The 23626-nt window shown below is 44.2% G+C and carries 18 protein-coding genes and 2 pseudogenes; 2 read left to right on the top strand and 18 right to left on the bottom strand.

The genetic code is table 11. The annotated features are described in order from the left end of the window. Positions 1-132: 132 nt before the first annotated feature. The 12 genes and pseudogenes from meaB to LGO15_RS16475 all read right to left on the bottom strand — a co-directional run bounded on the left by meaB (position 133) and on the right by LGO15_RS16475 (position 16226). Positions 133-1260, bottom strand: a complete 1128-nt coding sequence (meaB, locus tag LGO15_RS16425; protein ID WP_226085304.1) for a methylmalonyl Co-A mutase-associated GTPase MeaB — start codon at positions 1258-1260, stop codon at positions 133-135. Next, positions 1260-3410: a methylmalonyl-CoA mutase gene (gene scpA / locus LGO15_RS16430; protein ID WP_413231405.1), complete on the bottom strand. Its 2151-nt coding sequence runs from the start codon at positions 3408-3410 to the stop codon at positions 1260-1262. The genes meaB and scpA overlap by 1 nt, the downstream gene beginning before the upstream one ends. Before the next feature lie 16 nt (positions 3411-3426). Continuing rightward, positions 3427-5382, bottom strand: coding sequence for a methylmalonyl-CoA mutase subunit beta (locus LGO15_RS16435; RefSeq protein ID WP_226085306.1), 1956 nt, complete (start codon positions 5380-5382; stop codon positions 3427-3429). Positions 5383-5577: 195 nt separating this feature from the next. After that, positions 5578-6552 (bottom strand): annotated as a pseudogene (locus LGO15_RS16440) (dihydrolipoamide acetyltransferase family protein); the annotation flags it as partial. 171 nt (positions 6553-6723) lie between these two features. Then, positions 6724-6981, bottom strand: a pseudogene (locus LGO15_RS24365) (biotin/lipoyl-containing protein); the annotation flags it as partial. A gap of 168 nt (positions 6982-7149) precedes the next feature. Next, complete coding sequence (locus tag LGO15_RS16445; protein ID WP_144476445.1) at positions 7150-8133, bottom strand: alpha-ketoacid dehydrogenase subunit beta; 984 nt, start codon at positions 8131-8133, stop codon at positions 7150-7152. A gap of 12 nt (positions 8134-8145) precedes the next feature. Beyond that, positions 8146-9141 carry a thiamine pyrophosphate-dependent dehydrogenase E1 component subunit alpha gene (locus LGO15_RS16450; protein WP_226085307.1) on the bottom strand — a complete coding sequence of 332 codons (996 nt, stop codon included), beginning with the start codon at positions 9139-9141 and terminating at the stop codon, positions 8146-8148. 69 nt (positions 9142-9210) lie between these two features. Beyond that, on the bottom strand, positions 9211-10632 hold the full coding sequence (gene lpdA, locus LGO15_RS16455) for a dihydrolipoyl dehydrogenase (protein ID WP_167831490.1): 1422 nt from the start codon (positions 10630-10632) through the stop codon (positions 9211-9213). Positions 10633-10707: 75 nt separating this feature from the next. Further along, positions 10708-11793, bottom strand: coding sequence for a butyrate kinase (gene buk, locus LGO15_RS16460; RefSeq protein WP_167831491.1), 1086 nt, complete (start codon positions 11791-11793; stop codon positions 10708-10710). A 209-nt stretch (positions 11794-12002) separates the two neighbouring features. Further along, entirely contained in the window at positions 12003-13097 is a 1095-nt protein-coding gene (gene bcd / locus LGO15_RS16465) for a Leu/Phe/Val dehydrogenase (RefSeq protein WP_226085308.1), read from the bottom strand. Positions 13098-13125: 28 nt separating this feature from the next. Beyond that, positions 13126-14031: a phosphate butyryltransferase gene (gene yqiS, locus LGO15_RS16470; RefSeq protein WP_226085309.1), complete on the bottom strand. Its 906-nt coding sequence runs from the start codon at positions 14029-14031 to the stop codon at positions 13126-13128. 134 nt (positions 14032-14165) lie between these two features. Continuing rightward, on the bottom strand, positions 14166-16226 hold the full coding sequence (locus LGO15_RS16475) for a sigma-54 interaction domain-containing protein (protein ID WP_226085310.1): 2061 nt from the start codon (positions 16224-16226) through the stop codon (positions 14166-14168). 213 nt (positions 16227-16439) lie between these two features. Between LGO15_RS16475 and LGO15_RS16480 the strand changes: the two genes are divergently transcribed. Beyond that, positions 16440-16703 carry a DUF2627 domain-containing protein gene (locus LGO15_RS16480; RefSeq protein WP_167831495.1) on the top strand — a complete coding sequence of 88 codons (264 nt, stop codon included), beginning with the start codon at positions 16440-16442 and terminating at the stop codon, positions 16701-16703. A gap of 76 nt (positions 16704-16779) precedes the next feature. Here LGO15_RS16480 and LGO15_RS16485 read toward each other — a convergent pair whose 3' ends face one another. Beyond that, positions 16780-17514 carry a glycerophosphodiester phosphodiesterase gene (locus LGO15_RS16485; RefSeq protein ID WP_226085311.1) on the bottom strand — a complete coding sequence of 245 codons (735 nt, stop codon included), beginning with the start codon at positions 17512-17514 and terminating at the stop codon, positions 16780-16782. Positions 17515-17558: 44 nt separating this feature from the next. On the opposite strand from LGO15_RS16485, the gene LGO15_RS16490 reads away from it, so the two are divergent. Continuing rightward, positions 17559-17699 carry a YycC family protein gene (locus LGO15_RS16490; protein ID WP_167831497.1) on the top strand — a complete coding sequence of 47 codons (141 nt, stop codon included), beginning with the start codon at positions 17559-17561 and terminating at the stop codon, positions 17697-17699. Between the two features lie 191 nt (positions 17700-17890). On the opposite strand, the gene spo0A is transcribed toward LGO15_RS16490, so the two are convergent. The 5 genes from spo0A to LGO15_RS16515 form a co-directional block, all read right to left on the bottom strand. After that, on the bottom strand, positions 17891-18688 hold the full coding sequence (spo0A, locus tag LGO15_RS16495) for a sporulation transcription factor Spo0A (RefSeq protein ID WP_167831498.1): 798 nt from the start codon (positions 18686-18688) through the stop codon (positions 17891-17893). Between the two features lie 321 nt (positions 18689-19009). Continuing rightward, positions 19010-20296, bottom strand: coding sequence for a SpoIVB peptidase (spoIVB, locus tag LGO15_RS16500; RefSeq protein WP_167831499.1), 1287 nt, complete (start codon positions 20294-20296; stop codon positions 19010-19012). 124 nt (positions 20297-20420) lie between these two features. Beyond that, positions 20421-22112: a DNA repair protein RecN gene (recN, locus tag LGO15_RS16505; RefSeq protein ID WP_226085312.1), complete on the bottom strand. Its 1692-nt coding sequence runs from the start codon at positions 22110-22112 to the stop codon at positions 20421-20423. Between the two features lie 16 nt (positions 22113-22128). Further along, positions 22129-22578, bottom strand: coding sequence for a transcriptional regulator AhrC/ArgR (ahrC, locus tag LGO15_RS16510; RefSeq protein ID WP_041967930.1), 450 nt, complete (start codon positions 22576-22578; stop codon positions 22129-22131). Between the two features lie 197 nt (positions 22579-22775). Beyond that, a complete protein-coding gene (locus tag LGO15_RS16515) occupies positions 22776-23624 on the bottom strand; it encodes a TlyA family RNA methyltransferase (protein ID WP_167831501.1) in 849 nt (282 codons plus the stop codon). Positions 23625-23626 lie beyond the last annotated feature (2 nt).

Consider the following 23626-nt stretch of genomic DNA (forward strand, 5'->3'; position numbering starts at 1 on the left):
TAACTCTCACGAATTCCGGGAAAGGTAACAATACAGCTAGATCCATACCCCTAAACTCCCTAGATGAAGGACAACAGAACATTCTGTTGTCCGCTTTTTTTGCCAGAAAAAAGCTGCCCAAAATTGGACAGCTTATTTCTTTGCCTCAAAAAATGCTTTAAATAAATCCTCGACTCCAGATGCGACTGGCCTATTTCCTGAGATGACTTCGTTTTCCACCTTAGGAAGAAGGTATTTAACTTCCGGGTGATGAAAGAAACTTGCCTGCAGCTGATCGATGATCATATCATTCAGCCACTGTTTTGTCTGAAGTCGCCTTCTTTCATCAAATATCCCGTTATTTTTGGTAAAACTCTCAAAGGCTCTGATTGTTGTCCATATCTCTTCAATTCCTTTGTCCTGTAACGCCGAGCTGGTCAGGGCCGCTGTCTGCCATCCCTTTGTAGCAGGCTGCAGGAAATGAAGGATTCGGTTATACTCTTCTTTCGTCTTTTTCGCTGATTGTTCATTTGAGCCATCTGCCTTATTCACAATGACGGCATCCGCAAGTTCCATGATTCCTTTTTTCATTCCCTGGAGCTCATCTCCGGCACCTGTCAGGACGAGAAGCATGAAAAAATCGACCATATCCCTGACAATGACCTCACTTTGCCCAACTCCAACTGTCTCCACCAGGATGATATCGAAGCCGGCTGCTTCACATAACAGCATTGTTTCCCTTGTTTTGCGGTGGACTCCGCCAAGCTTTCCACCTGAAGGGGATGGTCGGATGAATGCCCGTGGATTTCGGGCCAGCTTTTCCATCCTCGTCTTATCTCCGAGGATGCTGCCGCCAGTCAGGCTTGATGTAGGATCTACCGCAAGCACAGCAACTTTATGACCCTTGCTGCATAAATAGCTGCCAAAGCTCTCAATGAACGTGCTCTTGCCCGCCCCCGGCACACCTGTGATTCCAACCCGGATGGACCGTCCTGATTCTGGCAAAAGCTTCTGCAAAAGAGTTTGGGCCGTTTGAAAGTCATGCTCCGCATTGCTTTCGATCAATGTAATTCCTTTTGCCAGCGCTGTCCTGCCGCCCGCCTTGATGTCTTCAGCTAAGGAAACTGGATCAATCCTTGGTACATTATTTTTCTTGACGAAACGCCCGGATTTCACAGCGGACCTTTCGGTATTTCCTGCTGCCACCCCTGGTTTCACGACGCTGGAGAACGAATCCGCCTTTTCGGGATCGAACCACTCGGGCTTTTTTTCATCAGTCATTAACTAGACACTTCCTCATAGCCCAGGCGCCCATAAATCGTCCTCAAAACCTTCTGAGCCGCAACTGGGATGACCGTCCCAGGTCCAAAAATAGCACTTGCCCCATTTTCGTAAAGGAATTGATAATCCTGAGCAGGGATCACGCCCCCGACAATGACAACAATATCCTCGCGGCCTAATTTTTTCAGTTCCTTCACAAGCTGTGGCAATAATGTTTTATGTCCAGCCGCCAAAGAACTGATTCCGATGGCATGGACATCATTTTCAACTGCCTGGATTGCTGTTTCTTCAGGTGTTTGGAAAAGCGGCCCAATATCCACGTCAAAACCTAAATCAGCGAAAGCGGTAGAAATGACCTTTGCTCCGCGGTCATGTCCATCCTGTCCCATTTTCGCTATCATGATGCGGGGCCTGCGTCCTTCATTTTCAAGGAACTCTTCAGTCATCTGCTGAACCTCGGTTATTTCCTCTGCATTTGTGAAGGCCGTGCTATACACTCCGCTGACGGAACGGATGACCGCTTTATGCCTTCCAGCCGCCTTTTCGATTGCATCTGATATTTCTCCAAGTGTCGCTCTTGCGCGAGCAGCCCTTACTGCAAATTCCAGAAGGTTGCCTTCTCCACTCTCAGCCACCCTTGACAAGTCATCTAGAGCTGACTGGGCTTTTACCTCATCACGGCTATCTTTCAGCTGCTTGAGCCTTTCAATCTGTTTCGCACGGACTGCAGTATTATCAATATCCAGGATTTCCAGAGGGTCCTCCTGCTCCAGCTTAAACTTATTCACGCCGATGATTGTTTCTTTTCCAGAATCAATTTGGGCCTGGCGCCTTGCCGCTGCTTCTTCAATCCGCATTTTTGGAAGTCCGGTTTCAATTGCTTTCGCCATGCCGCCAAGACTTTCGATTTCTTCAATATGCTCCCAGGCACGATCGATCAGCGCATTTGTTAAACTCTCAACATAGTAACTGCCTGCCCATGGATCAATAACCTTTGTAATCCCCGATTCTTCCTGAAGAAATAGCTGTGTATTACGAGCAATGCGTGCTGAGAAATCAGTCGGCAGTGCGATGGCTTCATCAAGTGCATTGGTATGCAGCGATTGAGTGTGGCCCATTGCCGCTGCATGCGCTTCTACCAATGTCCGAATGACATTATTGTATGGGTCCTGTTCTGTAAGACTCCAGCCTGATGTTTGCGAGTGAGTCCTCAAGGCCATTGACTTTTCATTTTTCGGAGTGAATGTCTTGATCATTTTTGCCCAGATAAAGCGAGCAGCCCTCATCTTTGCAATTTCCATGAAATAATTCATGCCGATCGCCCAGAAAAAGCTTAGCCTTGGTGCGAAAGAATCGATGTCGATCCCAGCCTTAAGGCCTGTTCTTACATATTCAAGCCCGTCGGCTAGTGTATATGCCAATTCGATATCCGCAGGAGCACCGGCTTCCTGCATATGATATCCTGAAATACTGATTGAATTGAATTTCGGCATATATTTTGAAGTGTATTCGAAAATATCGGCAATGATCTTCATCGACATTTCCGGCGGGTAAATATATGTGTTCCTGACCATATACTCTTTCAGGATATCATTTTGAATCGTCCCGGATAACTGGTCCTGTGTCACACCTTGTTCCTCCGCCGTCACAATGAAAAACGCCATGATAGGCAGCACAGCACCGTTCATTGTCATTGACACAGACATCTGGTCAAGTGGGATACCGTCGAACAGAACCTTCATATCCAATATCGAATCAATTGCTACTCCAGCTTTTCCTACATCACCCTCAACCCGGGGATGGTCGGAATCATACCCTCGATGTGTAGCCAAATCAAAGGCTACAGACAAACCTTTTTGTCCCATTGCGAGGTTGCGCCTGTAAAACGCATTGCTTTCTTCCGCAGTGGAAAAGCCTGCATACTGTCTTACCGTCCATGGACGGTTAACATACATGGCTGGATACGGTCCCCTTGTAAAAGGAGGGAGACCCGGCATACCTTCCATATGTTCTGAAGAAGTTACATCTTCTTTTGTATACACTGATTTCACCTTGATCTTCTCATTTGTTTCAAATAAAAGATCATCGATTTTCTGTTGTACCTCCTGATCAACTTGCTCCTTGCTGACTTCCTCTTCCTCAGCAAACAAACGGACTTTCTTAAAATCAGGCTTTTGCACTTGATTCCACCTCCATATCCTGAAGCATTGATGATAGAGTTTGTAATGCATTGCTTCTTACATGTAAAAACTCCTGAATTCCGGCATATCTCCATTCACTTTGATTTTCATCAGGGATGCCTGCCAGGTAAAGTTTTACATCGTGCTCTCTCTTAATGTCCTTTGCTAGCTCAGGCCCAAAAGAATGATAGGAAGACTGATCGCCGCATATAACAAACTGGCTGGCTTTTGAAGAGTTTATGAACTCAATAGCTGCTGAAATGGAGTCCACTTCCCCGCTCCTCTCAGCATGAATCCCTCCAGCTGATAATAGTCCGGAAATGAAATCTGCTCTTGCCTTATGCTTCTTCAACTCATTGAGGCAAATCAAGCCGACCTTGGGTTGAACACCTTGGCTTTCCAGCTTCTTTGCCTTAAACCTTAATTCCTCATAAGGTGCTGCTAGTCTATTTAATTTTAAAGATGTAAAGCTTGGTTCCACTTCTTTAAAACTCTCTAACAGAGAACTGTCAGAGGTAATTTTACTGATGGCAGAATCAAGGGAGTCTATCATATAATTGCTTTTTGACCCCTTCACTACAGGTTCAGCGATGACATCATAAAGGTTGGCATAAACATTCGTTCCAATTACGCTCTTTTTACGCGTAGCAATGTCCTGTTCACGGGCTTCCGCAGTAAGCGAAATCTGCTCCTGAAGCCAGCCTGTTTTCAGTGTTTCATAAATACCGCCCCTGCTGTCCATTTCTAGGAATAGTTCCCACGCTTTTTCAGCCAATTCCTTTGTCAGTGACTCGACATACCAGGAACCGCCTGCGGGATCGGCTACTTTTTCAAGATGAGCTTCAGATTTAAGCACCAGCTGCGTATTTCTGGCAACTCTTTCGGAAAAAAGATTCACCGTACCCGAAGGTTCATTAAAGCTATCGGTATGAAGATACTGAATTCCTCCTAAAACAGCAGCAAAGGCTTCATTTCCAGTCCTAAGCATATTCACGTATGGATCGAAAATAGTTTTAGTGAACTTTGAGGTTTCTGCGGATATGACCATTTTACGCTCTTCTGGTTCTGCACCGAAAGCTTCTGCCGTTTTGCTCCACAGAAGCCTCGCTGCCCTAAGCTTGGCAGTTTCCATGAAAAAATTAGAGCCAATTGCAAAGTGGAACACTACCTTTGATAACGCTTTCTTTAACTCCCATCCATTGTCCAGCAGCTTTTGGAGTAGATAAACTCCTGTGGCAACAGTGATTGCAAGTTCCTGCACAGCATTGGCACCGCTGTTATGGTAAGGGACACTATTGACGAGTACCGTCTTTACTTCTGGCAAATGCTGAGCTGCTTCTTCAAGCACCTTTGCCCAATCCGCAAAAAATTCATCTTCCTCTGTTGGCAGTCCGCCAATCACGCTTGCCTGTGCAATTGGATCCGCTGCAACGAAACCCGTTGGCTTTTCCGACGTGCCAGCTTCCTTTCTGGAAATTGTCAGAGCTGCCAGCAATGGCGTCTGAAGCAATCCAGCATCCAAGCTCATCGGGTACTTATTATTAATGGAAGAGATGAGTGACATCAATGCTGAATTATCGGAAAAAAATTCTGGTTTTACCTCAAAAGAAATGGCAGTTTGTCCTTTTGATAGCGCGTGATCGATTTTTTCTTTCAGTTCACCGACATTGTTGTAGAATAGGCGGTTTGCTATATGCCAGGACTCGGACTGGTATCCAAGAGAATGGATCCCTCTTCTATAATCTCCCTGGCCAGGCAGATCTCCTGCCAGTTCATCTGGAAGATCTCCTTTTGTATAAAGTGGTTTAAGAGTAATATTTTCATATGTATTCGTATAAAGTGAATCAATCGGTTTGCCTTTCAATGAAGCTGCAGCTTTTTCCTGCCAATCTTCAAATGTTGCATCTTTGAACGAGGTCGCCTTCATATTTTCAATCGTCATAAACCTTACTGTCCATAATTCAGACAGCTTTCCCCCCTTCACTGAAATTGTAGTAAAATTCTAATTTTTACACTCTTCTATTTTAGTATACGAATCCTTTTCTAGCAACGAAGGACATTTGCATGAGTTGGCATAATAAAAACGAAAACGCCCAGAAATTTTCTGGGCGCTTGATGTTTGCATAAACAAACTTTATTAATAAATAGATGTTGTCTCTTTTGAGGTGTTTTCAAGAATTTCTTTGATTCTTGCTAAGAAACGGCCGCAAACGAGGCCATCCAATACACGGTGATCAAGTGACAGACAGAGGTTCACCATATCACGGACAGCAATCATGCCATTGTTCATGACCACAGGGCGCTTAACAATTGATTCTACCTGGAGAATCGCTGCCTGCGGGTAATTGATGATTCCCATTGATTGGACGGAACCGAAGGAACCTGTGTTGTTGACAGTGAAGGTTCCACCTTGCATATCCTCGGAACGTAGCTTGCCTGTGCGTACCTTTTGAGCAAGCTCATTGATTTCACGGCCAATGCCTTTGATTGTTTTTTCGTCAGCATTCTTGATGACAGGTACGAAAAGTGCATCATCGGTCGCTACTGCAATGGAAATATTAATATCCTTTTTCTGAATGATCTTATCGCCAGCCCACATAGAATTAATTTGTGGGAATTCCTTCAATGCCTGAGAAACTGCCTTTACAAAGAAAGCAAAGAAAGTAAGATTGAAGCCTTCTTTTTTCTTGAAGTCATCTTTAAGGCCATTTCTGTACTCTACAAGATTCGTCACATCCACTTCAACCATCGTCCATGCATGCGGAGCTTCATGCTTGCTGCGAAGCATGTTAGCCGCAATCGCCTTCCGGACACCTGTTACAGGAATTTCAATGTCACCGGCAGCAACCGGAACTGAAGGTGCAGGTGCAGCAGGCTGGGATGGGGCTGCTGATTGAGCTTGTGTTGCAGGCTCTGCAGCGGCCGGCTGAGCTTGTGCAGTTTCTTTTACTGCTTCTTTCTGGCTTGAAGCTTGTGGAATATTGCCGGATTCAATGATTTGCTTAAGGTCTTTGCGTGTGATCCTTCCACCCGCTCCAGTTCCCTTGACCAGGGATAGGTCGATATTATTTTCTTGAGCCAGTTTCAAGACTGCAGGTGAATATCTAGCCTTGCTTCCTTCTTCCGCTGCTGATGCAGGTGCTGCACTTGCACTTGCAGAAGATGCAGAATCTGAAGCAGCATCAGCTGCTGGTGCTTCATCAGACGATCCGCCTTCAATTTCAATGGTGCAGATGATTTCCCCTACTGCCAGTGTGTCTCCTTCACCAGCAATCAATTCTTTGATTGTACCTGAAAATGAAGATGGTACTTCAGCATTTACTTTATCGGTCATGACTTCTGCAAGTGGATCGTATTTATTTACTTTGTCACCAACGGAAACCATCCACTTGCTGATTGTTCCCTCCGTTACACTCTCACCTAATTGAGGCATTTTAATTTGTTCGATTGCCACAGTTTGACCTCCTTCTTTTCTTAAAATATATTGTAAAATATGCATATAAGTCAGTGTCCAGCTACAGCGCCTAGCCCCTCGGGTCATAAGCCGGCGAGGGATGTATATTCGAAGAAGCTGGTTGCTCCCACGGCTAACGCCGCGTCGCAAGGCTACAAGGAAGTATATTCGGGGCAGTTGCCTGGCTGAGGAACTGCCTCCTCGCGGTTCGTCTTATGCCTGTCGGGGCTGACCAAGGCGCTTACGCTTTTCTATTTAAAATTCAGCAAGCTCTCTCATTGCTTTTTCAACTTTATCCGGATTGATCATGAAGTATTTTTCCATTGTTGGAGCATAAGGCATCGCTGGTACATCCGGTCCTGCCAGTCTCTTGATTGGTGCATCCAATTCAAATAAGCAATGTTCAGCAATAATGGCAGACACTTCACTCATGATGCTTCCTTCTTTATTGTCTTCCGTCACAAGAAGAACTTTTCCTGTTTTAGAAGCAGCCTCGATGATCGCTTCCTTATCCAGTGGGTATACCGTACGCAAATCAAGGATGTGAGCAGAAATTCCGTCTTTGGCAAGCCTTTCAGCTGCCTGCAGTGCAAAGTGGACTGCAAGACCGTAAGTGATGACGGTGATATCTTCTCCCTCACGCTTCACGTCTGCTTTGCCAATCGGCAGAACATAATCATCCTCAGGAACTTCTCCCTTGATCAGTCGGTAAGCACGCTTGTGCTCGAAGAACAATACCGGATCTTCATCTCTGATTGCTGCTTTCAATAATCCTTTTACATCATAAGGTGTTGATGGCATAACAATCTTCAAACCAGGCTGATTTGCGAACACGGCTTCAACAGACTGAGAATGGTAAAGCGCTCCGTGGACACCTCCGCCATATGGAGCACGGATGACCATCGGACAGCTCCAGTCATTGTTAGAGCGGTAACGGATTCTTGCCGCTTCTGAAATGATCTGGTTTACTGCAGGCATGATGAAATCCGCGAACTGCATTTCTGCGATAGGGCGCATGCCATACATGGCCGCACCGATCCCGACACCTGCAATAGCCGACTCTGCCAACGGAGCGTCGATTACCCGGTCTTCGCCGAACTTTTCGTACAACCCTTGTGTAGCTTTGAATACTCCGCCTTTTTTACCTACGTCTTCACCGAGGACAAAAACTCTCGGATCTCTTTCCATTTCTTCTTTTATTGCCAATGTCACTGCATCTATATAAGAAATTACCGCCATTTTCGTTCCCCCTTACTCTTCCGCATATACGTATTTCAGAGCATCTTCAGGCTCTGCATACGGTGCATTTTCAGCATAATCGGTTGCTTCATTTACCAGCTTCATGATTCGATCGTTGATATCCTTTTCACTTTCATCATTCATGATGCCATTTTCCTTTAAATATGCGCCGAAGGTAATGATCGGATCCTTCGTCTTTGCCTGTGCAACTTCATCTGGCGCGCGGTAGCTTCGATCATCATCATCTGATGAGTGCGGAGTCAGACGGTAGGAGACAGCCTCGACAAGTGTAGGCCCTTCACCACGGCGTCCGCGGTCAGCAGCTTCTTTGACCACTTTATAGACTTCTAAAGGATCGTTTCCATCGACAGTGACACCTGGCATACCATATCCGATCGCACGGTCGGAAACCTTTTCAGCAGCAACCTGTCTTTCGTAAGGTATTGAAATCGCATATTTATTGTTCTCAACCATAAAGATAACTGGAAGTTTATGGACGCCTGCAAAGTTTGCTCCCTCATGGAAATCTCCCTGGTTGGAAGATCCTTCTCCAAACGTAACGAATGTTACCAGATCCTTCTTCTCCATTTTGCCTGCAAGGGCGATTCCGACAGCATGAGGAACCTGTGTAGTTACCGGTGATGAACCTGTTACGATCCGGTTTTTCTTTTGCCCGAAATGTCCAGGCATCTGGCGTCCGCCAGAGTTCGGGTCTTCCGCTTTGGCAAAACCAGAAAGCATCAGGTCTTTTGCAGTCATGCCAAAAGTTAAGACCACACCCATATCACGATAGTAAGGAAGCACATAATCCTTTTCACGATCCAGAGCAAAAGCAGCTCCTACCTGTGCCGCTTCCTGTCCCTGACATGAAATAACAAACGGAATTTTTCCGGCACGGTTCAACAGCCACATCCGCTCATCCAGCCTGCGGGCCAACAGCATTGTTTCATACATTTCCATAACCTTTTCATCACTTAAGCCAAGTGCAGCGTGACGATTTTCTGCCATCTTTATACCTCCCAATTGTTCGTACAAGGCCCTTTTCGCAGGGAAAAGAGCTCTTGTTCATAATCTATATTAAGAATGGATTGCTTTGCCATCCACAGCCAGGGCAGCTTCGCCGATGGCCTCTGACAATGTCGGGTGCGGATGGATTGTATGGGCAATTTCCCATGGTGTTGCATCTAAAACTTTAGCAAGGCCTGCTTCAGAAATCATATCGGTTACATGAGGCCCAATCATATGGACACCTAAGATATCATTGGTTTCCTTATCAGCAACGATTTTTACAAATCCGTCTGACTCACCATATACAAGCGCCTTGCCGATCGCTTTGAAAGAGAACTTCCCTGTCTTTACATCATGGCCCTTTTCTTTTGCTTCATCTTCCGTCAAACCGACGCTTGCAGCCTCAGGAGAGCTGTAAATACATTTGGAGACAAGCGTATAATCGATTGGGTGCGTATCCTCACCAGCAATATGTTCAACCGCAACGATTCCCTCATGTGAAGCCACGTGAGCAAGCTGCAGGCCACCGATCACATCACCAATTGCATAGATATGAGATTCTTTTGTCTGGAAAAACTCGTTCGTCTGAATGAAGCCTTTTTCCAGTTGGATTTCTGTATTCTCCAGTCCGATTCCTTCAACATTTGCCTGGCGTCCAACAGAGACTAGCAATTTTTCAGCAGTGAATTCTTTCGTTTCACCTTTAACCTCTGCACTGATCGTGACTCCATCGCCTTTTTGAAGAGTCTCAGATAAGACTTTTGCACTTGTGATGATTTTCACGCCTTTTTTCTTCATCGCCCGCTGCATCTCTCTCGAAACTTCCTTATCCTCAGTTGGAACGATACGGTCCGCATATTCAATGACGGTAACTTGAGATCCAAAATCAGCAAGCATGGACGCCCATTCAATTCCGATTACGCCACCGCCAACGATGATGATGGATTTTGGCAGGTCTTCCATGACAAGTGCTTCATCGGATGTCATCACATATTGGCCATCTGCTTCAAGTCCAGGCAATGTTCTTGGTCTAGAACCTGTTGCAACGATGACATTCTTAGGAATCAGCATTTCATTTTCCTCACCACTGTTCATTTCAACAGAAATGGTTCCCGGCATTGGTGAGAAGATGGACGGACCTAAGATCCTTCCGAGTCCCTCAAATACATCAATCTTCCCTTGTTTCATCAGGTGCTGTACACCACGGTGCAACTGCTCAACGATTTTTTCTTTTCTTTCCTGTACCTTTACGAAATTGACGCCCACTTCTCCTGTAGTCACGCCAAATTCTTCACTTTTCTTTGCAGTCGCATATACTTCAGCGCTGCGGAGCAATGCCTTGCTCGGGATACAGCCCTTATGCAGGCATGTTCCGCCTAGCTTTCCTTTTTCAACTATGGCAGTCTTCAAGCCAAGCTGAGAAGCTCTGATTGCTGCAACGTATCCGCCTGTACCGCCTCCGAGAATGACCAAATCATATTCTTGAGCCATCTCATTCCCTCCTCTATCTATGTTTTTTTATTAATTGACTTACCAATCAGGCATGCCAGTCCTTTTGCCAGCTAGCTACTTGCCCGGATATTCTTTCACTTCTTCTTCGCCGCGAAGAATGCGAATCGCACCTTCAGCGAGTGCCTGCAATTCGTTTTCACCAGGGTGGACAATGACATCCGCAATCCAGTTGATTCTTTCAGAGATTGCCTGAACGAACTCTTTACCGTACGCAAGACCCCCTGTAAGAACAATCGCGTCTACTTTCCCAGCAAGGACGGCACTTGCAGAACCGATTTCCTTTGCTACCTGGTAAGCCATCGCATCATAAACGAGTTTTGCTTTTTTATTTCCCTGTTTAATCATTTTCTCGACCTTCACTGCATCATTCGTTCCAAGGTACCCAACCAAGCCACCCTGTCCGACAAGTTTCTTCATGATTTCTCCCCGGAAGTAATCACCAGAAAAACATAGCTCCACAAGGTCGCCTGCCGGTACTGTGCCTGCACGTTCCGGACTGAAAGGACCATCCCCATGCAAACCGTTATTCACATCGACAACCCTTCCCTTTTTGTGGGCCCCTACAGTGATCCCGCCTCCAAGATGAGTTATGATCAAATTCAGCTCTTCATATTTTTTTCCGAGCTCTTTCGAAACCCTGCGGGCGACTGCTTTTTGGTTCAATGCATGGAAAATGCTTTTTCGTTCAATAAGGGAGAATCCTGATACCCGGGCAACCGGATCAAGCTCATCCACCACGACTGGGTCAACAATAAAGGAAGGTATGTTTAAACCTGACGCGATTTCATATGCAAGAATACCTCCCAGGTTTGAAGCATGCTGGCCAGAATAACCTGCACGCAAGTCTGCGAGCATATTATTGTTCACTGCATATGTTCCGCCCTCGATTGGCCGCAAAAGCCCGCCGCGCCCACAAACAGCACTTAATTTTGAAATGTTGATCCCTTCCGTATCAAGCGTTTCAAGTATCGTATTCTTCCTGAATTCGTATTGGTCGATGATGGTTTCATAAGAGTTGATGACAGCTGAGTCGTGACGGATTGTTTTTTCAAAAACCGAAACCTCATTGTCAAAGACTCCAATTTTCGTTGATGTAGATCCTGGATTGATGACTAGAATCCGATGTTCTGTTTGTTGCACAGTTAAACCTCCAATTAGCTTGCGGAATAAAAAGGATCCGCAATACGTCAGTAGCATATAGGAAACAGCAGAGGCGCCGAAACAAATATTCAGCGCTCTCTGCGTAAGCCTTGTTTTAGGCTGCTTCAAATAAATTGTTGCCATAAAGTCTTCTTTAAAATCGAAAACCGTTATCTATTCAGCAGCTAAATTTATGAACAGAGCCTTTATTAACGGCGGCTTAGGATATGATGGCCGTTTTGCAGAAATTGACTGCGAGAATTGCGCATTCTTTCAATTCGCTCTTCTGCCATACGGTCAGCCGCTTTATAAGTAGGAATCCCATCTCTTTTAGCAATCTCGATTACTTTTTCGATATTGTTGTAAATGGTTTCAACCTTTTTCATTGCTCTTTCTGCATTGTAGCCGTAAAGCTCATCCGCAACGTTGATGACGCCGCCAGCATTGATGACATAATCAGGTGCGTATACAATACCCATTTCATGGATGATATCTCCATGCTTTGTATCCTTAAGCTGATTGTTGGCAGCTCCGGCAATGACCTTCGCTTTTAGCTGAGGAATCGTTTCGTCGTTGATTACTGCGCCTAATGCACATGGTGCGTAAATATCACAGTCCACGCTATAGATCTCATCCGGTTCAACTGCTTTAGCCCCGAACTCTTCAACAGCTCTTTGTACTGCTTCCTTATTAATATCCGTAACAATCAGCTGAGCACCTTCTTCATGCAGATGACGGCAAAGGTTAAATGCTACATTACCCACACCTTGGACAGCGATTGTTTTTCCTTCAAGGGAATCCGTGCCGAAGGCTTCCTTAGCAGCTGCCTTCATCCCTCTGTATACGCCATATGCTGTAACCGGGGAAGGATTGCCTGATGAACCGAATGCTGGTGAGATACCGGTTACATAGTCTGTTTCTTCATGGATTAAATCCATATCTGCCACAGTCGTACCAACATCTTCTGCCGTGATATATCTTCCGTTTAAACCCTGGATATAACGGCCGAATGCACGGAACATTTCTTCATTCTTATCTTTGCGAGGATCACCGATAATAACCGTCTTTCCTCCGCCAAGGTTCAGGCCAGCAGCAGCATTTTTGTATGTCATGCCTTTAGCTAGGCGAAGTGCATCCTCGATAGCAGCTTCTTCTGATGCATAAGTCCACATACGAGTTCCGCCTAAAGCTGGTCCAAGAGTTGTATCATGAATTGCGATGATCGCTTTCAATCCTGACTGTTTATCCTGGCAAAATACAACCTGCTCATAATCGTACTGTTCTAGATACTTGAAAATTTCCATTTCTAATTCCTCCCCTGGTTTATGTAAATTATTTAGAAGCAGAGCATAACGCTAATGCAAGTGAATATAGTTTACTTTCAGCAGTGTCCGCTCTGGATGTTAACACAATTGGAGCTTTAGCTCCGGCAATAACTGCGCCAACTTTTGCATTGGCAAAGTAAATTAATGATTTATAAAGGACGTTTCCAACCTCGATTGCAGGGACCAAGAGTATATCCGCCTTGCCGGCAACCTCACTTTTGATTCCCTTATGCTCTGCAGCAATCTGCGATACCGCATTATCAAGGGCAAGCGGACCATCCACAATACACCCCTGAATCTGTCCCCTTTTGTTCATCATCGTTAATGATGCAGCATCTACGGTTGCCTGCATCGCAGGATTGATCATTTCCACGGCTGCAAGCGGTGCCACTTTCGGCATTTCAATACCTATAGAATGAGCTACCTTTACTGCATTCTTGATGATTTGGGCTTTTTGCTCAACGTCAGGCGAAATATTCATCGCTGCATCGGTTACAATTGTGAATCGATCGTAGCCAGGCACTTCAAATACCGCCACATGAGAAAGAACAGCCCCTGTCCTAAGTCCATACTCTTTATTCAAGACAGCCTTTAAAATCACCGCAGTTGGGATATTCCCCTTCATTACGACATTGGCATCATTGTTTTTGACTGCTTTCACAGCCATTTCTGCAGCGGCATAATTATTTGGTGTGGAAAAGATTTTAACGCCTTTGCTGCCTCCAAGGCTCGGATGCTTCGCCGCAATCATCTTCTTAATTTCTTCCTCGTTTCCATAAAGAAGGAAATCGGCAAGCTTCAGTTCAACAGCTCTGGCAACTGCTTCTAAAACCTCAGAATCTTCAGCGGCTGCAACGGCTACTGTTTTCCTGCCATCTTGGGATGCCATGCTGATGAGTGAGTCTAGTTTCATGACCTGTTTCAACCCCTTCTGTTCTTCTCGCATCGCCACTATATTAAGTATGCAAGAACTGTGCCAACTTGAAATAGTGAAAACGCTTTACTTTTGCTCGAAAACATTGTGCAAAATATTGCAGAGCGTGAAAATTATTGCATGCTATCTACTTCAATCCTGTATTTTTCAAGCTTATAATATAAATTCCTCACTGAAACACCTAAAGCTTTCGCAGCAGCCGTTTTGTTCCCTTTTACCGCCTTTAGAGTTGACAGAATGACTTTCGCTTCGTACTCCTCCAGTTGGACTGCAAGCGGTTCGGTCGGGATTGATGGACCAATGTTATCCTCCTTATCCTTAACCTGGCTGTTCTGCAATTCCGGTAAATGTTCGATTCGAATGATCGTCTCGCTATAATTCAAAAATATGATCGCACGCCCAAGGACATTTTCAAGCTCCCTTACATTCCCTGGCCAATCATAATCCATCAGCCTCTTAATAGCTTCTCCTGAAACTCCTTCGACGTTACGGCCATAATCCTGATTGATTTTACGGATCAACCTTTCACACAGGAGCGGGATGTCTTCCTTCCTCCTTTTAAGAGGAGGTATATGAATCGGCATCCTGTTTAGACGATAATATAAGTCTTCTCTAAAACTGCCATTTGCAATCGCCTTTTCAAGGTTCATATTTGTCGCGGCTATGACCCTGACATTGATCGGAACGGGTTTTGTTCCACCCACCCGGACTATTTCTCTTTCCTGAAGGACCCGGAGCAGTTTTGCCTGGGTATTGGCAGGCAATTCACCGATTTCATCAAGGAAGATACTGCCATTATTGGCTTCCTCGAAAAATCCCCGTTTCCCGCCGCGTTTTGCGCCTGAAAAAGCACCTTCTTCGTATCCGAAGAGTTCGCTTTCGAGCAGTGATTCTGAAATTGCTGCACAATTAACCCGGATGAACTTATTGAACCTCCGGTCGCTCGCATTGTGAATCGCATGTGCAAATAATTCCTTGCCCGTTCCCGACTCCCCGCGAAGGAGGACAGTTGCAGGGGTTTTCGCCCCAAGCTTAGCTTGTTCAATTGGAATCGTCATTTCTTCTGATTGGCCGATAATATCCTCAAATGAGTATTTCGCTTCAAGTGTTCTAATAATCTGCCTCGCTCGTGTCAGCTCACGGTTTAAGCTCTGGATCTCCGACATATCATGGATGACCCCGACACTTCCCTTAAGCTTCCCATCTACGATGATCGGCGCAACATTGACAACAACCTCTTTTTTATTCGGTCCAACCCGCATCGCCGTACCACGGACAGGCCGTCTCGTCTTAAGCACCTTCATATGCATGCTCTCGCCCTCCGAAATATCAGCGGTTGCCGGCTGTCCGATTACTTCTTCTTCCTTCAGCCCGGTTATCCTTGTATAAGCTGGATTGATCATGATTCCCCGGCCATCTTCATCTACTACAGAAATAGCTTCATCACTGGAGTTGATGATCGCCTGAAGCATGGTTTGGATTTCTTTTAAGTTCGTTATCTCTTCCGCAAGGTTCACAACTTCAGTAATATCCTTAAATACAGAGAACGCGCCAATCAATTGATCATTTTCGTCAATGATCGGGATCCTTGTCGTGATGATTTTCGACCCATTGGGCAGAACCAATTCCCGATTGGACTCTACCTTCCTGGTGTTGAGCACTCTTGGAAGCTTGCTTGTGGGTATGATTTCGGAGACGTGTTTCCCTTCTGCCTGTTCCTTTGTTGCTCCAATTATTTTTTCTGCGCTTTTATTGAACAAGGTTACGATTCCTTCTGTATTAATGACCACCATACCGTCACCAGAAGAATTGAATATCAAATCATGTTCATATGTAATTTTCCTGAGAGTTTTTATTAGTTCTTCCTTTTCTTCCAAAAGGGTAGCCAAGAGGAAAGCGACACTTCCTGGTATTAGCACAGTGTTTTTACCGCGAGCATCCCTTAATTCCCTGAAGACATCCTCTTCTCCGGTCACTTCAATGATGATATCCAACTGATCTGACATGTACTTATGCCAGTCTGCCCCTGTCTGGATTCCTGCATCTTGTGCTGCGATAATCCCCGGAGCATCAGGGTTTATATCAACCACAGCAACCACATCTGCAGTCTGTTTGAAAATGTCAAGAATTGCCGTTCCACCCTTACCTGCTCCTACAATCATTACTTTTTGCATAATATCCACCACATATCTAGAAAAATATTTCACGGAACATCTTTAAAGTCTGCAAAATCTTTCAATATCATTGTAATTCTTTTTGTATGCGCTGACAAATTTCTTTGTTTTCTAACTCTTCTGTACATAATTCACTAAGAGTAACTTATATTGCGGAAAAACACAGGGTTAAGTATACTTTTTAAATAAGGACAAATATCGAGGGGAAAACAAATGATCAGGATCATAGCATTAATCATTATGTTGATACCAGGTGTCATTGCTGCTTTAGGGGTAAAACTGATGCGCGATATGGTGTTTGGAATCTTGCAGGCACCTTTCCCATTTTTATGGCTTCAATTTCTTGCCGGCCTTCTCTTTTTCCTGGCGGGACTGGGTTTCATCGCTGGTTTTATCCTGCATCGTGATCGAAAGAGAAATAAAGTCCAGGCAATTTTCCGGATTCCTGATAGCAATAAAAAGCAAAACAGGCCTTGATTAGAAATCAGGCCTGTTTTATTTTTTCTCTAACTTTAAAAACTAAAGTAAAAACAGCTAGTGGCTTTTTCATGTTCTATCGCGCAGACTGCATTTCTCTAATTCTTTTAGCCTTGGCTGGGTCGTCCGTTATAACAGCACTGCAGTTTACCTTGAACAATCTTTCCAGCTCAGATTCTTTATTTACCGTATAAGGTCTTACTTCGATTCCACTCTCAAGGGACGCATTGACAATTTGATCCGGCGCTGCCCGCCAGTGAGGATGAAATCCTCTAGCCTTGATCGACTGCGCATATATCCACGGCATATATAAGCCTTCAGATAGTAAAGGGGCGATTTCAATTTCCGGAGCCAATAAATAGCTATGGACAATGCTGTAATGATTGAAGGAGGAAATGATGATCCTGTCAGTTAAATTAAAGCGCCTAACCTTATTTATAACCTTCTCTTCCATTCCTTCATAAGGAATAATGCTGTTTTTCAATTCAATATTGCAGATCATTCCGGTTCCAGATAACCATTCAAGGACTTCATCCAAAGTAGGAATCTGTTCTTTCTTTGGTAATTCCTTGAATTTGAAACGGGCATCCAACTTTCTTAAATCCTCTAAACTGTAGTCCTTTACCAGCCCAGTGCCATCGGTAGTCCGATCCACCTTTTCATCATGAATCACAACAAGCTCACCGTCTCTTGTCATTTGGACATCGAGCTCTAAGCCATCTGCACCTGCTTTTTCGGCTTCTTTAAAAGCAAGCATTGTGTTTTCCGGATATTCTGCCGCATAGCCACGATGTGCTAAAATAAGAGTCATGAACCATCACACACCTATCTTTTCAATTTGGAGGTAAATACACAATGAGACCATTGCATATTTCTGCTGAAACTGCTGTCAAGCTTTCAGAAAAACTGGGAGTACCTATTGAACAAATCATGCATATGCCCCAGCATATCCTCATTCAAAAATTATCGGAGCTGGAAAAAGATAAAGAAAAATAAATACAAGAAGCGCCTTTGAAGGCGTTTTTTTGATGTCGAGGCTTAGCTATAACTACATGATAATATTCAGACCCGCAGAATGCCAATATACAGAAATTAAAAAACACCTTACTTTAGCTCGGTAAGTCCGTGCTAAAGTAAGATGTTCAATGTAATAATATGAAAAGATAGCTAAATATTGCCTAACTCTTTCAAGAAGCTTTGTGTTCCAGACGAAGTTTGTCTGCGACCATGGCGATGAATTCAGAATTTGTCGGCTTGGCTTTTGACATCGAAACAGTATATCCGAACAAGGAAGAAATGGAATCAATATTCCCTCTGCTCCAGGCAACCTCAATGGCATGGCGGATGGCACGTTCCACACGGCTCGCAGTCGTATTGAATTTCTTGGCGATGTCTGGATAGAGGACTTTTGTGATCGAGCCAAGAAGTTCAATATCGTTATATACCATTGAAATGGCTTCTCGCAGATACATATACCCTTTAATATGGGCAGGGACGCCAATTTCATGGATGATGCTTGTAATGCTTGCATCCAGGTTTTTAGGCTTCTGTTCGGCATTTGATCTGCCGTAGTTGATGGATGAAGAAGGTTTTCGGGCTACTGATTTCGCCTTGCCGCTTACCTGACGGATATGCCCTGCCAGATGCTCCATATCGAACGGCTTTAGAATGAAATAGGAAGCCCCCAGCTCTACCGCTTTCTTCGTAACATCTTCCTGGCCAAATGCTGTCAGCATGATAACATTCGGCATGATTCCCTTCTTCATATCACGAAGTCTTTCAAGGACCGCTAATCCGTCAAGGTGCGGCATAATAATATCTAAAAGCAAGACATCAGGATCTGTATCTTCGAGCATCTCCAAACATTCCTGACCATTATGGGCAACTCCTACAATTTCCATATCATCCTGTGAAGAAATATATTCCTCTAGAAGACCTACTAATTCTCTGTTGTCATCAACAACGCATACTTTTATTTTGTTCACTACTTGGTTCCTCCTCAAATCCAATTATGATCACAAATATTTCTTCTCTAAATTCTATTCTAAATGACTAATTCGACAATGCAACAGAAATTCCTCTTATTTTTAATTTTTTCTTAAAAAAGGAATATTTTCTTATTAATGCTTCATTTTCCTTTGTTTTTCGACTTATTTCGATAGTTGACAAAAAACGGTTGGTGATTTTGTCGAATAATCTTGATTTTTGCGTGTATTGGTCTGTTTTTCGTTACAGGAACTTCGCTTTTCATGGGCAGTTGAAACACAAAGAAAAGGCGGCTGTATGCCGCCGCCGAATTCCTGATATTAACTTGCCTGCTCTCTTGGCTTCTCGTATATGTCGATGCCTGCTTCATTCAGCATCCACTCTATATGAACTCCATATCCGCTTGTTGGGTCATTTACAAAGACATGAGTGACAGCCCCTACCAGCTTGTCACCTTGGATAATTGGACTTCCGCTCATCCCCTGGACAATTCCACCTGTCTTTTCCAACAACTCAGGATCCGTCACCTTGATCACCATGCCCTTGGTTGCTGGAAACTTTTGCGGGATGGTACTGACGATCTCTATATCAAAAAGATTTACTTCGTCATTATTTACAACTGTCAAGATTTTTGCTGGACCTTCTTTTACTTGATGAGAAAGGGCTATAGGCAGAGGTTTATCAAAAACCCCATTTGTAATATCCTTGTTCAGTTCGCCAAAGATTCCAAATGGACTATTTCTTTTAATATTCCCAATCACTTCCCGGTCAGATGAAAAACGAGCCAGTTTTTCCCCCGGATTGCCTTTTCCGCCTTTTTCGATCGAAGTGACAGTTGATCTGACAATTTGCCCATCTCCAACGACAATAGGTTTTTTCGTATCCATGTCCGATATGACATGTCCGAGGGCACCATATTTTTTGGACTGTGGGTGATAAAATGTCATTGTTCCAATACCGGCAGCTGAATCGCGTATATACAATCCAAGCTTATAGGTGTTCTCATTTACATCTTTTTCAGGCTGGAGTTGAGTTTTGACTATTTCATTTTCCCTTTTGATTACAACATCCAATGGCTTGCCGTTTTCACCCGCCTGCTTTACAAACGGACCGACATCTGCCATTTTTTCAATTTGCTGCCCATTGATTTCAGTGATAATATCGCCTTTTTTTATGCCAGCCTTTTCACCTGGCGACACTCTTCCTTCATCAGCCTGCACTTGGTGATGTCCGACCACAAGGACACCAACCGTATTCAATTTTACTCCTATAGATTGACCGCCTGGCCTGACCTTGAAATCCTTAAGGACATTGACATCGACTTTTTTAACAGGGAAGCCTGCTAATTCAAGGACCATTTCATCCTTACCATGTCTTTTTGCCTCAAGAGTGAAGGTCTCATCTTTTTGGTCCACAGCGATGCTTGAGTCTTTAACTGGGGCAGTAACCTGGACTGCATTTGCCTGAAAATCAAGCTTTTGCCCCTCGAATAACGTTATATCCCCTGGAATGGATAAATATTCTTGTACTGGTTTTGCAAATCCTAAAGCAATTAATGAAACAAGGAGAATTCCACCAATAAATTTTCTGAGAAAATCTTTCTTCAAATCATTTCACTCTCCTCGCTTCTAGTCCACACACATCGAAATGGCTACATCTTTAATTTTGCCTCGTCTCCCCGCATTTATAACCTGTATAAAAATAAAAAAGCTACCCTTTATGGATAGCTTTTCATGTAACTGCCTTCATATTCTGTGCAAGCTTCAGCAATTCTTCTGCATGTTGTTTCGTCAGGTCAGTAACTTCGACTCCTGAAATCATCCGGACAATCTCCTTTACCTTCTCAGATGAAGACAGCGGAGTGACGGAAGTTTTTGTCCTGCCATTCTTGATGACCTTTGCGATATACAGGTGAGTATCAGCCATTGCGGCAACTTGAGGCAAATGGGATATGCAAAGAACCTGTGACCCCGTCGAGACATTGTAAATTTTTTCAGCGATTGATTGAGCCACCCGACCGCTGACTCCTGTATCCACTTCATCGAAAATGATGGAGGTGACACCTTGATGTTTTGAGAAGATGCTTTTTAAGGCTAGCATGATCCGCGAAAGTTCCCCGCCGGATGCAATCTTTGACAAAGGCTTCAAAGGTTCGCCCGGATTTGTAGAGATATAAAACTCGACCTTATCGGCGCCATTTTTATGGAAATGGTCAGGATCTGCGTCAATCCTGAGGTCGAATACCGTCTTCTCCATATATAGTTCCTTTAATTCTTTATGAATTAATTTCGTCAGTTTTTTAGCATATTTTTTGCGAGTTTGAGTCAAATTATTGGCCTCGATTCGCAGATCCTTTTTAAGTGAGGCGAGCTCTTTTTCCATCTGGTCAATATGGACTTCCTTGTTTTGAAGCGTTTCGATTTCTTCCTCTATTTTAGAGGAGTACTCCAGAATTTCTTCGATCGTATTTCCATATTTCCGTTTTAATTGGTTGATCTCGTTCAGCCTATCTTCAATATCATTCAAGCGCTTCGGATCATATTCAAGTGAATCCAATTCATTCCTGATCGTCCTTGCAGCATCCTCAAGCATATAAAAGCTGTTCGCTACTGTGTCGGCAACATTCTTATAGTCGGGATCAAGGTCTGCTGCATTCTGAAGATTATCCATGACCAGGCCAATCCAATCAAGGCCCTTTTGCTCACCCTGCAATGCCGAATAACTGGTTTGGATACTCTCATAGATCTTTTCGAAGTTGCTGAGCTTACGCTTCTCTTCAAAAAGTTCCTCGTCCTCGTTTAGCCTTAGGTCAGCCGAGAGGATTTCATCATGCTGAAATTGAATCAAATCGAGTCTGTGAGCCATTTGCTGCTCATTTTCACTTAAGTTTTTCAGCTTTTTCTGTGTTTGTTCAAAAGATCGAAAAACGTGCTGGTATTCTTGCAGCGCAGGCAGGATTTCCTCTGCTCCGAATTGGTCAAGAAGATTGATATGCTTTGTCTCATCCATTAATTCCTGGTGCTCATGCTGACCATGGATATCAATCAGTGTCGAGCCTACTTCACGCAGGACTGCAATCGTGACCAGCTTGCCGTTGATGCGGCACACACTTTTTCCAGACGCCGAAATATCCCTTCTCAAGACAATCATCGCATCTTCAATTTCAATGCCAAATTCGGCTGCCTTTGCATAACTTGGATGATTCTCCCCTTCAAGGTGGAACAAACCTTCAATTTCAGCTTTATCTTCACCATGGCGTACGAATTCCGCCGAGCCTCTTCCTCCCACAAGGAGATGAATGGCATCGATGATGATGGATTTCCCGGCCCCTGTTTCTCCGGTGAGTACGGTCAGTCCTTTATTAAAAGAAACGGATAATGATTCAATAATTGCGAAGTTGCGAATCGATAATTCATTTAACAAGCAAACGTCACCTCATTTACAGCATTTCGAGAAAACGATTTGTGACTTGCTCAGTATCCTCTGGAGTACGGCAAATAATCAAGATTGTATCGTCTCCACAAATCGTACCAAGAATATCTTCCCAATCGAGATTATCAATCAATGCCCCGATCGCATTGGCATTGCCAGGCAAGGTTTTCATCACTAAAAGATGGCCGGCCTGATCGATGCGGATAAAAGCATCCATTAACGACCTTTTTAGTTTTTGCAGTGGATTGAAACGCTGGTCCGCTGGCAGGCTATATTTATATCTGCCATCAATCAAAGGAACCTTCACAAGATGCAGTTCTTTGATGTCACGTGAAACTGTCGCCTGTGTAACATTAAAGCCTGCAGCCTTCAGCCGGTCCACCAGTTCATCCTGCGTCTCGATATCCTTACTCGCGATTAATTCGCGGATTTTAATATGTCGCTGTCCTTTATTCATTAATATCACCCCTGGATATATCCGAAACATTTCATATACTCATATGTTAGCCGATTTCTACAGAATGTACAATCATTCGTGGACTTTCGGCAAAAGTTATCGATGGAATTGACGAAGTGGTGAACTGTTTTTTTTAAAAAGTCATAATAAATTTCAGTACTTTCAAAACCACACAAAAAAGAACAGGCAGATTCCGCCTATTCTTCTTCGGTAGTTTGTTTTGATTTTAGTTCAGAATGAGCTTCTGTGACGACTGCTTCTAGCTGGGTCTTCAGCATCAGCTTCCCTTTTTCTTCTTCTGTGCCGTTCCATTGAAGATGCAGCAGGAATTCAATATTGCCATCTCCGCCTGTGATCGGCGAGAAGCTCAAATCCAGCACATCATAGCCCTCTTCTATTGAAAAAGAAATAATCCTGTCCAGAACTTGTTCGTGCACCTTCCTGTCACGGACGATTCCTTTTTTGCCAACCTGTTCTCTTCCAGCCTCAAATTGCGGCTTGACGAGAGCAACGATATCGCTGCCTGTTACCAGCAAGGTCTTGAGCACAGGTAAAATGAGACGGAGGGATATGAATGATACATCAATGCTGGCAAAATTCGGCATCCCCTTTATAAGGTCCTCCGGTTTCACATAGCGGAAGTTTGTCCGCTCCATCACAACGACACGTTCATCCTGTCGCAGCTTCCATGCAAGCTGATTGTATCCGACATCCAAAGCATAGGACATCTCAGCTCCGTTTTGAAGGGCACAATCGGTAAAGCCGCCTGTCGAAGCACCGATATCCAGCAGTGTTTTATCTTGAACATCTAGGTCAAAAACCTTTAATGCCTTTTCAAGCTTCAATCCACCGCGGCTAACATACGGAAGGACATTTCCTTTTACTGTCAATGGAATGTCACTGCTAACCTTTTCGCCAGGTTTGTCCAGCCGATTCTCATTCGTGTAGACAAGACCAGCCATGATCGTCCTTTTGGCTTTTTCTCTTGTCTCCGCAAGGCCGCGTTCAACGAGCAGTACATCTAATCTTTCCTTTTTGATTTTCATTT

Origin of the sequence: Mesobacillus sp. S13 (assembly GCF_020422885.1) — a bacterium.
GTDB classification, from domain to species: domain Bacteria; phylum Bacillota; class Bacilli; order Bacillales; family Cytobacillaceae; genus Mesobacillus; species Mesobacillus selenatarsenatis_A.